Genomic DNA, 14,952 nt, shown 5'->3' with positions numbered 1-14,952 from the left:
CCGTCAAGTCATTCCACTTGCACTTTGTAAATCTTTTCTTACGTTGTGCATTTGAAGGTTTGGTGATTAGTGTTCTTGTTTTCTTAAAAAAGCTAACAACGATCAGTTTTTGGTAACATATAGGTCTTACTCGCCGTTTAATTTCCCGCATGAAATTAGTCTATACCTTACTGTGTCTCTTTTTTTGCTTCGTACTTACTGGCCAGAACTTTACCGTTACGGTAGCCGTGATGGACGAAGTTTGCGTGGCCGACGGATCGGCCTCAATTACCATCAGCGGAGGAAGTGGAGACTTTCGATTCCAATTAAGCAGTGAGTGTGGGGAGACGTTCGCGCCCCAAACGGTACCAACCTTTACGGCCCTTGCGGCCTGTAAATACGGCCTGGTCACTACGGATCGTGGTTCGGGGCTGACGGTTTCTTCTGAATTTACGGTGGAGCCCAACGGTAACTTTTTTTCGGTAGCGACGACTTTTTTGGGCTGCGATGCGGTGGCAATCGCGACCGGAGGGAGTGGTCCGTACTTATTTGAATATACGGTAGATGGAGGGGGGGAAGTGTCGCAAACTTCTCCGGATTCTTTGCTACTGCCCGGGCTGGACGGTCGTACGGCCGCGGGCACCGTTTTTGATCAGTGTGGCAACAGCCGTCCTTTTTCAATGGACGGAGGGGGCGTTTCCGTATCGGGCTTCAGCACGGAACAGTCTAATGCCGGCGTTCTGGTCAAGCCGAAGGGTGGTATTGAACCGTTTACCTTCACGTTGAACAGCAGCGTCGGCGTATTTACCAACGGTACGGGGTCGTTTACCTACGCCGAAATTGGCTGTAACCCAACCATAGAAATTCAGGGAGCCTGCGAGAATGATCCGTTCGTTCGGGATCTCAATCTTAAGTTAGACGCAGCTTTCTCACTCAGTTGCGTGAATTTCTCCACGGGGACGGCCGAAGTAACGGTTGGTGCTGCAGCGGAACCACCATTCGTTTTTAAGATTGTGGCCGATGGTGTCGAGATTACCTCCTCCGACCCAATCATTACGGGCATACCACCCGGCACGCGGCGCGTCACCCTGGAGGTGACGGACGGCTGCGGGAATACCATCGAGGATACGGCGGTTTTCACCCCCAATAGGTTAATTACTCCCTCGCCCGCACTGGATTGTAATGATACTTCTCTAGCGTTGTCCGTCGGCCGAGCCTGCGGTACGAACACGAGTCTTCCGGTTAACATCACGTGTGAGACTTGTCCGGGTTCCCCAGAATTAACGCAGACGAAAGAAGACGAACTGATGGTGTTCGCCAACGGAACGGACATCGGTAACTACCGGATCAGGGTCGAAGACGCTTGTGGAGACATTATGACGTGCCAGGATACGATTCTGCTCGAAGTCATCCCGGCCTGCGACTCCATTATCGCGAACTTGATCCAACGGTTCAACTGCGAGAGTGGGACGATCAGCCGGCGGGTAATCCAAGACCCGGGTAATAGGTATTTTTTGAGTAGCGCTGGCGTCCCCGTTAAAGATAATGCTACCGGTCGCTTTACCAATCTACCGCCGGGCAACTATACGGTCCGGGTAGAGAACCCCTGCACGACGCCCAAAGTAGCTGACGTAACACTGGGTGGATCGACTTCGATTGACCCCGCCATTACGGTCGAACCTAATTTTGAGCCGGACGGTGACGGGGAGTGTAGGGTGTCCTACCAAGTTTCTCTTCGTAAAGACGGAGGTCCCTACCAAATTCGGGGCCTCGACGACCCTTCCTTTAGCTTGGTGCTAAATGACTTTGGACTGGATGACTGTGAAGATTTCATTTTCCCCTCTCCATTATTTCCGGGGCGCTACGAAATAACTTCGCTTTCCCTCTGTGGAAATAAGGTTATTGAACTGCCCGACATCGTGCAGGAAAGGATTGATACCGTCGAAATTAACTCTATCTGTCCGGAAGGTGCTACGGTAACGATCACGGCCGAGCGCCGGACCGTGAATAATTGGAGGAATTTCTACCGCGGATTCGGCTACGAAGCGACCATCAGGGGCCAAAGAGATTACTACGTAATTAATGGCCAGATTTACCGGACCGACGTCATCACCGGTCTTCCCCCCGGCGATTACGTCGTGGGCGTTGGGGCGGGTTTCGAGCGGCAGGACTGCCTCTTAGACACCTTTTCTTTCACCATCCCAACTTACGAACCGGTTGAATTGATGGCGAGCGATAACTATCTCTGTGCAAATTCTGGTGAAGCACCATTCAGCATTGTCCCAATAAAAGGGAGCGGGCCTTACGAGATCAGGGAAGTTGATGGCGACGACCCCACGCAAACCATTCGTTCGTTTACCGTAGTTGAGGGGGATAGCCTTGAGCTGATTGCAGTACAGAAAGGTGTGCTGAATTTTGTCGTCGAGGATGCCTGCGGCGTGACTTTCCCACTGCAGGTGGAAGTTCGTGACCTGGAGGACGAGTTAAACTTAGCGTACATCTGTGAGCCCGCCACCGCCCGGTTGTTTACCGACACCATCGACGGTGTATTTACCTGGTTCGATCAGAGCAACTCCGTGGTGGGGGGGAGCAATGATATCACGGTCGCACCTTCTGGCGTAGACCAAACCTACAGCTTGGAAGTGCAAACGGCTACTTGTTTGTTGACGGCTGAGGTATCCGTGCCCGGGCGGGACATCATTCCATCATTAACCATATCTCCCTCGGCGACGGACGGCACCTACCTATCGTGTAACGACGGAGAGTTTTCGATTACCGCCACGACGGATGATTTTTCCACTATTTCCTGGTCCGATTCCGAGCCGCCGGGATCTTCAATTGCCGTGCTTATCCCGTTCGTAACGGGTGAGTACACCGCCACGGCGGTGAATGATCTGGGTTGCGTCGCTGACTCAATCATAACGTTTATTGGTGGTCGAGTCCCAACGCCAATGATTCGCCCCGCCGGAGACAACTGCCCAGGTGGAACGCAAAAAATTGGTATCGAAAGCCCGCCCGGCAGTACGGTTAGTTGGAACGACGGTCAACAAGCTCAGGATACCATCGCGCTCGTTAGCGAAGGCGTCAATACAGTAGTGGTGACCTCGGATGAAGGTTGCGTGGGCGTAGATACGCTAGCTTATTTCTTTCCGGTACCAATCAGTTTTACGGCCGTAGGTGACTCCGTATCTTGCTTTGGGGTTAAGGACGGTCGCATATCCGTTGCGGCTAGCGGTGGCACGGGGGCTTTGGTCTTCGGTTATGGAGATGGCGTGTTGCTTGATGTAGGGGAACTGGCCAGTGGCCTTGATGCTGGCGAATACTCCATCGGTATTCAGGACGAGAATGGCTGCCTGGCGGATACGGCCCTCGTGATTGGGCAGCCAGACAGCCTCCAGCTGGAGCTTCAACCCAACTTCGCCACCCGCTTCGGGGAAACCATCAATCTCCCGTTGCTTACCAACGCCAATTTGCTCGCCGCTGCTAACGCCGACGGTGTGGAGGGCGACTTTGACCTCGCGAACAGGAGCTTTACGTTCCGGGCGGTGTCGTCAACTCGTCTTCTCATTAACATAACCGATGCCATCGGCTGTACGGCATCCGCTCAAGTCAACGTAGTAGTCAATGACGCAAAACTGCTGTATTCACCAACGGCCTTCTCGCCGAACGGAGACGGGGTCAATGATTTTTTCACACTACAGGGTGGGGATAGCGACATAGCCCGCATCGAGTTACTACAAGTCTACGACCGGTGGGGGGGCATGGTCTACGAACAAACTGATGCGTCCATTAATGAATTGTCTTCCGGGTGGGCGGGGGTTGACCGGAATAGCCAGCCGGCAGATTCGGGAACTTACGTGTGGCGAGCCAAAGTGATCTATTTCGATGGCTCCAATCGTACCCTCAGTGGGGTAGTTAATCTTTTGCGGTAGTATTTTTCTTTTTGGGTGGGGTCTTTTTCTTGCGGCGTGGACCGCGACGGCTGCCGTGTTTATCGAACACCGCCTGGGTGATTTCCCGTCCCCCGGGCTGGAATTTGAGGTCGCCAATAATCTTTTTGTAAGCGCGGATTCGTTCCATTCGTTCCACCACTGCCGGGGGGTAATCCCCCAGGCCCTGGGTAAGATCACGTTTGCTAATCTCCGCGGCGGTGTAGGGTCTTAATTCTGGTACCCAGCGGTGAACGAATGCCGCCTCCGGGTCGTGGTCCAAAAACTGTTTGTCGGGGCTATAAGTACGTAAAGTATTAATGCCAACCATGCCGGCCTGCATCTGTAGCTGCGCGAGGTGAATGCCGGGCTCGTAGTCTGTATAAAGCCGCGCCATCGGTTTGTCGATACTGCGGAAATCGAGGTGAAACATGTGCGCCGCCGTGCTGGTCAGCATGGCCCTCATCCGAAAGTTGATGTAGCCGGTCACGGCCATGCAGCGGATGCAGGCGTCGACCATTGGGTAGCCGGTGGTCCCGGTTATCCAGGCTCGGTAGAGTTCATCGCTGTCTTCCAGCTTTAATTTATGAAAATTTGGGTTGAGTGGTCGGTGTTCCATTGCTACCTCCGTCTCCAACCGCTGCGTAAAGTGGTCGCGCCAGTGGAGTCGACTGAGGAAAGAGCGTAAGTTTTTCCGCCAGGTACCGGCGTTTTCCAGATCACTTTCTTTGAGCGCATCGTAGTAAGTCTGGGTGCGTTGGTAGGCGCAGCGGCCGGAAATCGTCCCCCACGCCAGGTGCACGCTGAGCCGACTACACCGGTAAAACGCGGTATTCGGGCTCGACATTCCTTTGCTGTAATCCAGTGCCCGTTGTTGGTGAAAGCTGGTTAAGGTAATTTCGGCTGCCTGCTCGGAGACGGGCTGAACGTAGCGTAACTGCTCGGCACTGAGCACGTGACCAAAATGCTCCGGTAGGAGTGGCCCGGCGTGCATACGACCCAACAGTGCCGGGTCGGTCATCCACTTATCTGACGCTAATTCGGTCGCCGGTGCGTACGTGCGTTGCTCGGATTTGGGTAGTTGTAGAATCTCCGTGTACTCATCCGGAATTTTCAGTAAATGCAAAGCTGTGGGAATCGGTAAGCGATCGGCCTTGTAGAATGCTTCCCAGTCTTTGTGGCGAACGTCGCGGTCGACGGGCCCACGGAAAACCCCGGTTTGCCGGTGCTCCTGCCACGCAACTCCCGTATGATTGCACCATTTCTTGGCAGCTTTGTCGCGCGCGAAGGTTCGGTTCACGCCAGTTTCAAAGTGGCTAATTAATGCAGCGAACGGTTTTGCGCGGTACAATTTTTCAAGCGCCACCACGACTTCTTCGTGCATCAACCCCAGTATCTGATCTTCGCTTTTGGTGCGCTGTCGCAGGTGCAGGGTTAATCCGTTGAACGCATCGCACTGCGCGTGAACGTGCAGGAAGCTGGTTTCGGGGGCGCTGAGGGCGGAAGGTTCCAGGATGAAGACGGGGGTGACTGAGTCAAACTGCTCGAGGGCGGCCGTCAGGGCGGGATTATCCGCTAACCGGAAGTCGCGCTTGAGCCAGTAGATTGCGTGGGTGGACATGCCTGTTTAACCAGCATTCGCCGTGCTTTTGTTTAGTAGGCGGCTTGTTAGGTAGCTGCCCAAGTGAACACGGCTTCTTTCCTGATACACCCTGCACCCGCGTCCGCGCCCCCTTCATGCCAATGAGCAAATCGCACGGCGGTCATTCCGAAAGCGCACCGTACATAACCTCTAAATTCAAATCCCGTAACCGCTCCCCAAAATTCCAGGTCGGCGCGCCGGGGATGGTTTCCGTTTTGGCTTTCAAATCTACCAGAGAAGTGCCTTTACGAATCTCCTTACGGACGTAAATCTGCAAGCGCTCCAGGTAATTTTCGAAAGCCTTGATGTCAGACGTAGTGCCGAAGACGGGGTAGCCATCAGCAGCGTGGCCAAAGATGTAAAGCGTATTCTTACCGTAAAAAATTCGGATCTTTCTCAGCACAACCGGCCAGTTAAGAATGTCTCCGCCCGCCGCGGTGTCGATGTAGGGAAAGCGTCGGTTAAAAAGTAAGTCACCGAGGTGGGCCACGTTTGCGTTCTCGAAGTGGACGACCACGTCACCACCCGTATGTGCCGCGCCGAAATGACGCAGGGCAACGACTTCTTTGCCCTGCGGGAGGTTGGTAGACCACGTACCCGAAAATGTCGTTTTTGGTAGCGGAATCGACCCAATCTTGTCATTTGCAGCCAGCGTAGCCAGTAAACTTTCTCGGGCGACGTCGTGCATAATGTACTGTTTGGCCAGTGGTGCGATGATGGCGTTACCGCCCGTGTGGTCGCCGTGGTGGTGGGTGTTGGCGAGAATGGCAAACTGCGTCAAGTCACCGAGTTCACGCAGCGTTGCCAGCAACTCTTCTGCCGCATCCGGGAACTGCGTGTCGACGATGACGCCGCCCCGTGGTTTGCCGTCCGGCAGGTACAGACCGATCGTTCCGCCCCGGTTCGTGTAATAGCCAACATTGCCGCGGATCATTTGGAAATCACCACCCTCCGCAATTGGTTGCGACTGACTGAACAACCGCAGCGTAGGGTTGGCGAGTAGCGTCGCGGCGAGCGAGTTTCGGAGGAATTGCCGGCGTTGCATGGGCTTAGATTTAGCGGTGGTGAACTACCGTAAGGTAGGACGCCTCCGGTGCCGGTTAATTGTTCGTCGCCGACAATTCGGTCGCGATCACCTCCGCGAGGGACCGTTCGTGGAATTTGACGCTGACGCCGGCTGCGAGTTCGAGCCTAACGTCCCGATTGCGCGCTTTCTTCATGCCAGCCGTGTCCAGTTGCTTCTGATCTATCCCGAAATCGTCGGTCAACGCGACCACAAAATCTATTAGCGGTCGATCGGTCACGAGCTCCACGTGTTCGTAGCCATTGGCGTAGGGGCTACCCATCTTTGGGGCGGGTAACTCGAGGACCGAAATTTCTCTCCCCCGGAACGAGAAGGGGTGACTTAGGTGAAAGGTCGCGATCGGCCGCCCACCGATGTTACTTTCAATGAGTAGTCGGTTCGCCCCGCTCAGTTCGGTTCGCAGCCGCTCGTATTCCGGTGTCGAGGTGACCCGGTAGCAAATGTGGTCGAGGTACAGGTGGTCGAACTGGCCGGGCGTTTGTTCCAGGAGATTGAATAGGCCGGTGAGAAAGGGGGTGGGGTCGGGTAGGGGCACGTTTTCGTGTTGGGGTGATGGTGTTCGGCTGAAAACTCGAGTACCGAGAGGTGACGAAGCAGCGATCGATTAGAGAAGTGAGCGGCGTGCCCGCTTTTTCGTTAGCCGGCTACCACTTCGTACCGCTCAAATTAGGTAAATCAGCCGGTAAAGTAAGCAGTATCCGACTGCTTGCCAGGGTGGGGTGTGCCTGCCGTAAAGCAGCGACGTCCCAATGTTTCCTTATCTTTGCGGCCTCATTGCATTGCTCCGCGAAGGAGCCCGCTTACTGGAGCATGCTCGGTGATTTTAGCACTGGCATAATTCAGATGAAATGTTTACCGTTACTACTTCAGACTTGATCAAATCCAGTTTCATTCTCAGTCCGTAAGTTGATCGCTTTCGGCCGTTAGTACTTTGCCTCGGGCACTACTGCACGTTTAACCTCTCCTATGAAATTAGTTTACACGTTATTCTCACTCTTGCTTTGCTCTGCTCTTTCCGCACAGGCCTTTACTACCTCCGTGTCTGCTACGGACGCGAACTGCCGAGGTAACGGCGCGGCCTCGGTGACAACTAGCGGGGGCAGTGGCAACTTCCGGTACCAGTTAAGTAACGTATGCGGTGATTTTTTCCCCGCTCAATCGAGGCCGAACTTCACGCGGCTAAAGGGCTGCGATTACGTACTGATTACGTCGGACCGGCTTTCGGGAGAGCGGGATACCTCTTCGTTTAACATCGCTGCCAACACAACGCCCTTATCGGTGCGTACTAGCTTCTCCGGTTGTGATGCAGTAGTGACCGCTAGGGGCGGGCAGGGACCCTACGTGTACGATTACAGCATTACGAATACCGGAAGCTTTACGATAACCTCACCGGATGCACTGACCCTCTCCGATCTTGGTGGTGAGGTTGCGTCGGGCGTTGTATTTGATCAATGTGGAAATAGCCGTACTTTTTCGCTAAATGGCCGCACCGTTTTTGTGCGGGGTTTTACTAGAGTCAGAACGGACACGGGCGTCGAGGTCACGGCGCAGACCGGCGTTGGGCCATTTACTTACACACTAACCAGTAGCTTAGGAAGCTTTAACAACAACAACGGTTTTTTCTCTTTCGATCAGATCGGGTGCGACCCTACGGTAGAAATTCAGGGTACTTGCGGAAACGAACCATTCATCCGGCCACTGAACCTTGATCGAAGAGGCGACGCCACGTTATCCTGCGTGAATTTTTTTGAAGGAACTGCTACCGTGTCGGTGGGCACGGGAGTAAATGCTCCGTTGACTTTCAGATTGAACGCGGATGGCACTATTATTGAATCCATGGATCCGGTGATTACGGGCATACCTCCCGGGACGCAGTCCGTTTCATTAATAACGGAAGATGCGTGTGGTAACATAATTCGGGGAAGGTCAACCTACACGCCAAATCAATTGACTACTCCCACACCGGCGCAAAATTGCAGCGACCCAACTCTAGAGTTGACCGTAGGAAGGACCTGTGATTCAGATGCCAGTTATCCGGTAATCATTACGTGTGAGACCTGCCCCGGTGAACCACAGGTAGTATTAGAAAGTAAACAGCAACCCGCGGAGTTTTCCGAGGGGATGACGATTGGGCGAAACCGGATCGTGATCGAAGACGATTGTGGGGATCGAACAACTTGTCGTGATACCGTCGTACTTGAATTAATCTCGACTTGTGACGGTATTATCGCAAACGCTACTCAACTCTTTAACTGTGATAACGGAACCGAGAGCAGAAGATTAGTCAAGGACCCTACGCACGTGTTTACTCTTTTCGACGACACGGGGCAACAAATCAAGGTGCCCAATTCGTCAGGTTTATTTACGAACTTAACGAGCGGTACGTACACCGTGAAGCTGAGTAACTCCTGCACGGTAACTGACCTAGAAAATACCGTTGAGCTCGTTGGTGTAACTCCCTTCGAACCAGCAATCACAATTAACCCCAGCTACGCCAAGGACATCAATGGTGAATGCGGGCTAGTCTACAATATCCTACTTAATAGCAACGATGGTCCCTTCCGGATAAGATCAGCTGACGATTCGAGTATTGACACACTACTGCTTAATTTTGGTGTGAGTGAGTGTAGTTTTTTTGCGCCCCCGTACGTTGTCTCTCCCGGAAGCTACTTGATTACATCTCTATCCCGCTGTGGAAGTAAGCAGATCGATCTACCGGACTTGGTCGAGCAAAGAATTGATTCCGTCACGGTAAATTCCGTCTGCCCGGAAGGCGGCACGATTACCGTCAGTGCCTTCCGTCGAACTGGGGAAGAGTGGAGAGACTATTTCGAAAATTTAGATTTGTTAACGGGCATTACAAACGGGCAGTCTGACTACTTCGTAATCAATGGCCGCGTTTACCGGGATAGTATCATTACCGGACTCGCTCCCGGAGATTATACCGTTGGCGTCGGGCTTGGCTTTGGTAGTGCGGGTTGCCCAATCGACACCATGTCATTCACCGTGCCGGCTTACCTACCCATTGAAGTAGCCGTGTTGGACAATTATCTCTGCGAAGGTACCAACGAGGCGCAGTTCAGTCTAACTCCCCAGTTTGGATTCGGACCGTATACCATCAGTGAACTCGACAATGACGACCGTACTCAGGTCCTGGCTACCTACGGTGTCGGGGAAGGGGTTAGTTTGACTCTGCCTTCACGTCAAACTGGCTTTGCCAGTTTCGTTATCGAAGATGCGTGTGGCGTCACTTCTGATTTTGAAGTGGAAGTTCGCGATTTGGCCGAGCAGTTAGCTTATTCTTACACCTGCGAGCCCACGGTTCGCCTCTTTACGGATACGCTCCCGGGTGAATTTACTTGGCTCGACCAAGATGGAACTGCGGTCGGGCAAGGAAATGAAATTGTGGTGACGCCGGACAGCACGGACCGAATATATACGCTGAATGTAACAACGGATCGCTGCCCCTTAACGGCCGATATTCTTGTTCCCGGGCGCAACGTACTCCCCTCAATTGATCTATCGCCCACGGCGACGGATAATATTTATCTTTCCTGCAGTAGCGAGGGCATTCAAATAACTGCGGCCACGGACACTTTTTCGAACATATTCTGGACGAACGCAACACCAGTTGAGCAAACTACCGCGGAACTGAATACAAATCAAGCGGGCACTTACACCGCCAGAGCAGTAAACGACCTGGGCTGTATCACGAACCTGGACATTAGCTTAGAGGTCGATGAATCTCCCGAACCGGTTATTGCGTCCGCTCCTGACAACTGCCCCGGTGGGGTTCAGAAAATTGGTATCAATAGCCCAACTGGTGCGACCGTTAATTGGAACGATGGTCAGCGATTCTCAGACACTATTGTACTCGCTAACGAAGGCATAAACACGGTAGTGGTTACTTCGGAGAAAGGCTGCGTGGGCGTGGATACCCTTGAATACGTTTTTCCGCTTCCCCTCGGTTCCACCCCCGTGGTCGATTCGGTATCGTGCTTTGGCTTTGCGGATGGTGCCATCCTCGTCAATGCTACCGGCGGCACGGGTAACTTGACCTTTCGCTACAATAACGATAATACTTTCTTTAACGCGAGCGAACCGTTAATTAACCTTGGTCCGGGTACCTACAGCTTTGTGGTACAGGATGAAAACGGATGCTCAAGTGACAGCACCACGGTCATCATCGTACAGCCCGATAGCTTGCGGCTTGAAATCGGCCCCGACATCGACGCACAGTTCGGTGATTTGATCGACCTTCCGTTGATCACCAACGCTACCGTAATCTCCAGTGCGAACGTTACCGGCTTAGCGAGTGAAATTGACTCGGTCAGCCGGAGTCTGCTTTTTCGGGCCGAGGTTAGTACTGACTTGGTCGTTACCATCACGGACGAACTTGGCTGTACGGCCTTCGACGAACTCAGCATTCTGGTACAGCAGGGCAGGCCCATATACGCCCCAACGGCTTTTTCCCCCAACAACGATGGGGTGAACGATTTCTTCACCCTACAGGCCAAGGACAGAGAAGTCGTTAGTATCGGGCTGTTACAGATATACGATCGTTGGGGTGGACTCGTTTACGAGCAAACGGGCGTCAACGTTAACGACATAGACGCTGGTTGGGCGGGGCTCAACGGAAGCAACCAACCCGTTGAATCAGGCACCTACGTGTGGCGGGCAAGATTAACTTATTTTGATGAGTCTACCCTCGACCTCAGCGGCACGGTTAACGTGTTGCGATAATTCAACTGGGATGCTAAGGCTGATTATAAACCCCGGACATAGTTATGGATTAGGCGTACGCAAAATAGCACCGAAATTTACCAGGCGATTTTGTAATTGAAGAGAGCAGCAGTACCGCGCCATTCCTTTGCAACCAGTCATCCACAAAACACAAATCCACGCCACAAGAAATTGGGCGTGGATTTGTGTTTGGATCAGTGAAGGGCAACTATTGATGTTGCTGAGGTGAAAATTACCCTTTCACCCCGTAGATAACCGGCGATCGAGTCTCGTAAAAGAAGAACGACCAGATATCCGCCTGCTCTTCAATCGTCTTCGAGATGGGCTTACCCGCTCCGTGCCCCGCGTCCACGGCCACGCGAATCAGCACCGGATTATCCCCGGCGTGGGCAGCTTGCAGCTTAGCAGCGTACTTAAACGAATGCGCCGGCACGACCCGGTCGTCGTGGTCCGCCGTCGTCACCATCGTGGAGGGATACTCGACGCCTGGCTCAATATTGTGTAGCGGTGAGTAAGCCCTAAGGATGGGAAACATGTCTTCATCTTCGCTACTCCCGTACTCGGGGATCCACCCCTTACCCACCGTGAATTTATGGTAGCGCAGCATGTCCATCACGCCAACGGCGGGGAAGGCTACGGCGAACAGGTCCGGCCGCTGCGTCATCGCCGCACCCACCAGTAAGCCACCGTTGGAGCCACCGGCGATGCCGAGTTTTTCTCTGCGCGTGTAGCCCTCTTCGATCAGGTATTCCCCGGCGGCGATGAAGTCGTCAAAGACGTTCTGCTTATTCTTCAGCATGCCACCCTGGTGCCATTTTTCGCCGTACTCGCCACCGCCACGAAGGTTCGCCATCGCGTACACAGCGCCGTTCTCCAGCATCGGTATGCGGAAGGCGGAGAAGCTTGGACTTAAGCTAATGTTGAACCCGCCATAACCGTAGAGGTAAGTCGGGTTATTTCCGTCGAGTTCCAAACCTTTTTTGTGGACTAGGAACATCGTCACGGGCGTACCGTCCTTGGAAGTGTAAGTAACTTGTTTTTCCACAAAATCTTCCGGATCGTACTTCAGCGCCGGCTCGAAGAAAGGCTGGCTCTCGCCCGTTTCCACGTCGTATTCGAAGATGGTGTAAGGGTAGGTAAAGCTCGTAAAGCCGTAATACAGTTTCTTTTCGTCCTTCTCCCCGCTGAAGCCGCCCGCGCTGCCGAGGCCGGGTAGATCGATGGCCGTACGGTTGCCGCCGTCGAAATCCATCCGGTAGTAACGATCGGTCGCTTTCTCCAGGTAGTTAGCAAATAGCTGGCCGCCGCCGGTGCTAACGCTAGCCAGCAGGTTCTCGGTTTCGGGAAGTACCTCGACCCAGTTTTCTGGCTCCGGGTTGTCCAGGTTCATCTTGATCAACCGGTAGTTCGGCGCATCGATGTCCGTGCGGGCCCAGAAATCCTTGCCTTCGGTGTGGACGACGCTGCTCTTGTTGGACGTGCCACCGAACAGGAGTTGTGGCGCTCCCGTGGGTAGGTTTTTGCCGTCGAGGGGGTAGTAGTAGACGCTGAAGCCGTCCGTGCCGGGGGAGGAGTAGAGGATGTAGTAGTCTTCTTCCTCGGTCGTGCCGCCGGAGTTGTAGTAGGTCGGATTCTCGCGATCTTCGTAAATCAGTTTGTCCGCGCTCTGCTCGGTACCGATTTTGTGGTAGTAGACGGAGTGCATCAGGTTGTTACCCTTCAGTGTTTCGCCTTCCTGGGGGGCGGGGTAGCGGCTGTAAAAGAAGCCGTCGTTGTACCAGGCCGCGCCGCTGAATTTTATCCATTGAAGCTTGTCGTCGAGGTCGGTGTTGGTGGCGATGTCCCGCACGTGGATCGTGCTCCAGTCGGAGCCGGCTTCGCTGCGGTTGTAGGCCATGTATTTGTTCGCTTTGTCGGCTCCGAGCAAGCCGATGGAGGTCGTCCCTTCGTCGTTCAGCGAGTTGGGGTCGATGAACACCTTCTCTTCGCCGTCGTCCCCCTGTTTGTAGTAATAAACGGACTGATTCTGTAGGCCGTCGTTCTTGGAAAAGATGTAGTAGTCGCCCACCTTGTTCGGCGCGCCGATCCGTGGGTAGTCGACCAGTTCTTCCATTCGGTCCGCGAATTGCGAGCGGAAGGGAATTTTGTCGAGGTAACCGAAAGTGGCTTCGTTCTCGGCGGTCACCCAGGCTTTGGTGTCCTCGGCGTTGTCGTCTTCGAGCCAGCGGTATTCGTCGGTAACCGTGGTGCCGTGGTAGTCATCGGTGTGGTCGACGGTTTTTGTTTCCGGATAGGTTACGTCGATTTTCGGGTAATCAGCATCTTTCGTCATGGAGTCCTTTTTGTCGCGGTCGCAGGTGCAGAGCGCGAGGGTTAAAAGGAGCAGGGGGAGGAGTCGGTTCACGGTACTTGATTATTTGGTTGAGGGGACTAAGATAGCGATCCACGCGACGGCCAAACAGATTTGCTGCGCTTTACGGCGTCGAGCCAATTGTTTGTGTGCTCTTTTTTTAACGTGTGCTCCCGGACAAAGCGCAAACGTGCTGCGAACCGGGCACGATCTACCGCAAGCGAGCGAGCCCGTTTTTCTTCTTACGAAATCACCCCGGCACCTGCGGCCGCGCCCTACTTACCGCACGGACCATACCTTAGCGTCCATGCTAAAATACCCTTGTTTTCTATTCGTCGCCCTGCTGTTCCAGTGCGCCGAACCTACCCCGGATGAAGTTTTGGTGCTACCCGAAATCACGGAGCCGGACCCCACGGCAAAAGTCGATGAAATCGCCGGCTACGACGTTAGTCACCTCGACGTGTACGGACCTACCCACCGGGGTTTACCCCCGCAGAAAATGGGGAAAAGCCACGTGCTATTCCTCGCGGCGGCCGGCTGTGATACCGCACTGATGCGTCAGACCCTCGCCGACGGAGCAAATCCGGACATTGCTTTCGATACCAGCACGCCACTCGTGGAGGCCCTGTACTGCGCGGATGGATCGGTCGCCGCCTACGAGCTACTGAAGGCCGCCGGCGCGGATGGCACCATCCCCCAACTCAGCAACGTCAACGGCTACCAACCACTGCTACACTACGCGGTAAAGACGGGGAACTTACCGTTAATCGAGCGCTTGCTGGCCGATGGCGCCGACGCCGAAGAGCGCGACGAAATCCCCAACCTCGGGTGCAAACCCATCCACGCCGCCCGCGATTCGGCCACCCTCACATTCTTCCTCTCCCGCGGTGTCACCCTGGACGAAAACTGCAACTTCAATCGTACCCTACTTCACAACGCCGTTCTCGATCAGGCCTATGATTTTGTGGAGTACCTGCTCCGCAAAGACCTCGTTGATGAAGATTTTCAGGATAACGATGGCGACACCGCCTACGATTACGCGGTCATTTATCAGGACCAGCGAATGATGGATTTACTGGAAGTGTACCTGCTCAATTGATAATTTTCGCTGGGAGGCAGTCGCCAACGACTTGTGCTCCTTACGGGGAATCGGGCGTTCTAGCGTGCCGTAGCTGATAATCTATCCGAGAAACGAACCTCCCCTCCGGGCAGCCGCGTTTTGGAA

At 54.0% G+C, this 14,952-nt stretch carries 7 protein-coding genes; 3 read left to right on the top strand and 4 right to left on the bottom strand.

Features of this window, described 5'->3' with window-relative positions; all coding sequences use genetic code 11:
* The first annotated feature begins 149 nt into the window (after nucleotides 1–149).
* Entirely contained in the window at nucleotides 150–3,911 is a 3,762-nt protein-coding gene (locus GGR27_RS03730; protein WP_168036038.1) for a T9SS type B sorting domain-containing protein, read from the top strand.
* On the opposite strand, the gene GGR27_RS03725 is transcribed toward GGR27_RS03730, so the two are convergent.
* The 3 genes from GGR27_RS03725 to GGR27_RS03715 form a co-directional block, all read right to left on the bottom strand.
* On the bottom strand, nucleotides 3,895–5,529 hold the full coding sequence (locus GGR27_RS03725; RefSeq protein WP_168036037.1) for a cryptochrome/deoxyribodipyrimidine photo-lyase family protein: 1,635 nt from the start codon (nucleotides 5,527–5,529) through the stop codon (nucleotides 3,895–3,897). The genes GGR27_RS03730 and GGR27_RS03725 overlap by 17 nt on opposite strands.
* Nucleotides 5,530–5,671: 142 nt before the next feature.
* The gene (locus GGR27_RS03720; RefSeq protein ID WP_168036036.1) at nucleotides 5,672–6,595 is read right to left on the bottom strand and encodes an MBL fold metallo-hydrolase; all 924 of its coding nucleotides are present in this window, start codon (nucleotides 6,593–6,595) and stop codon (nucleotides 5,672–5,674) included.
* A gap of 55 nt (nucleotides 6,596–6,650) precedes the next feature.
* Nucleotides 6,651–7,169, bottom strand: coding sequence for a VOC family protein (locus GGR27_RS03715; protein ID WP_168036035.1), 519 nt, complete (start codon nucleotides 7,167–7,169; stop codon nucleotides 6,651–6,653).
* Between the two features lie 431 nt (nucleotides 7,170–7,600).
* On the opposite strand from GGR27_RS03715, the gene GGR27_RS03710 reads away from it, so the two are divergent.
* On the top strand, nucleotides 7,601–11,377 hold the full coding sequence (locus tag GGR27_RS03710; RefSeq protein ID WP_168036034.1) for a T9SS type B sorting domain-containing protein: 3,777 nt from the start codon (nucleotides 7,601–7,603) through the stop codon (nucleotides 11,375–11,377).
* Nucleotides 11,378–11,609: 232 nt separating this feature from the next.
* Here the strand turns inward: GGR27_RS03710 and GGR27_RS03705 are convergent, their stop codons facing one another.
* Complete coding sequence (locus tag GGR27_RS03705) at nucleotides 11,610–13,709, bottom strand: prolyl oligopeptidase family serine peptidase (RefSeq protein ID WP_168036394.1); 2,100 nt, start codon at nucleotides 13,707–13,709, stop codon at nucleotides 11,610–11,612.
* A 325-nt stretch (nucleotides 13,710–14,034) separates the two neighbouring features.
* Between GGR27_RS03705 and GGR27_RS03700 the strand changes: the two genes are divergently transcribed.
* The gene (locus GGR27_RS03700; protein ID WP_168036033.1) at nucleotides 14,035–14,826 is read left to right on the top strand and encodes an ankyrin repeat domain-containing protein; all 792 of its coding nucleotides are present in this window, start codon (nucleotides 14,035–14,037) and stop codon (nucleotides 14,824–14,826) included.
* Nucleotides 14,827–14,952 lie beyond the last annotated feature (126 nt).

The sequence above is a fragment of the Neolewinella antarctica genome, from assembly GCF_011927835.1.
Lineage (GTDB): Bacteria > Bacteroidota > Bacteroidia > Chitinophagales > Saprospiraceae > Neolewinella > Neolewinella antarctica.
This window is presented reverse-complemented; position numbering and strand designations above follow the sequence as displayed.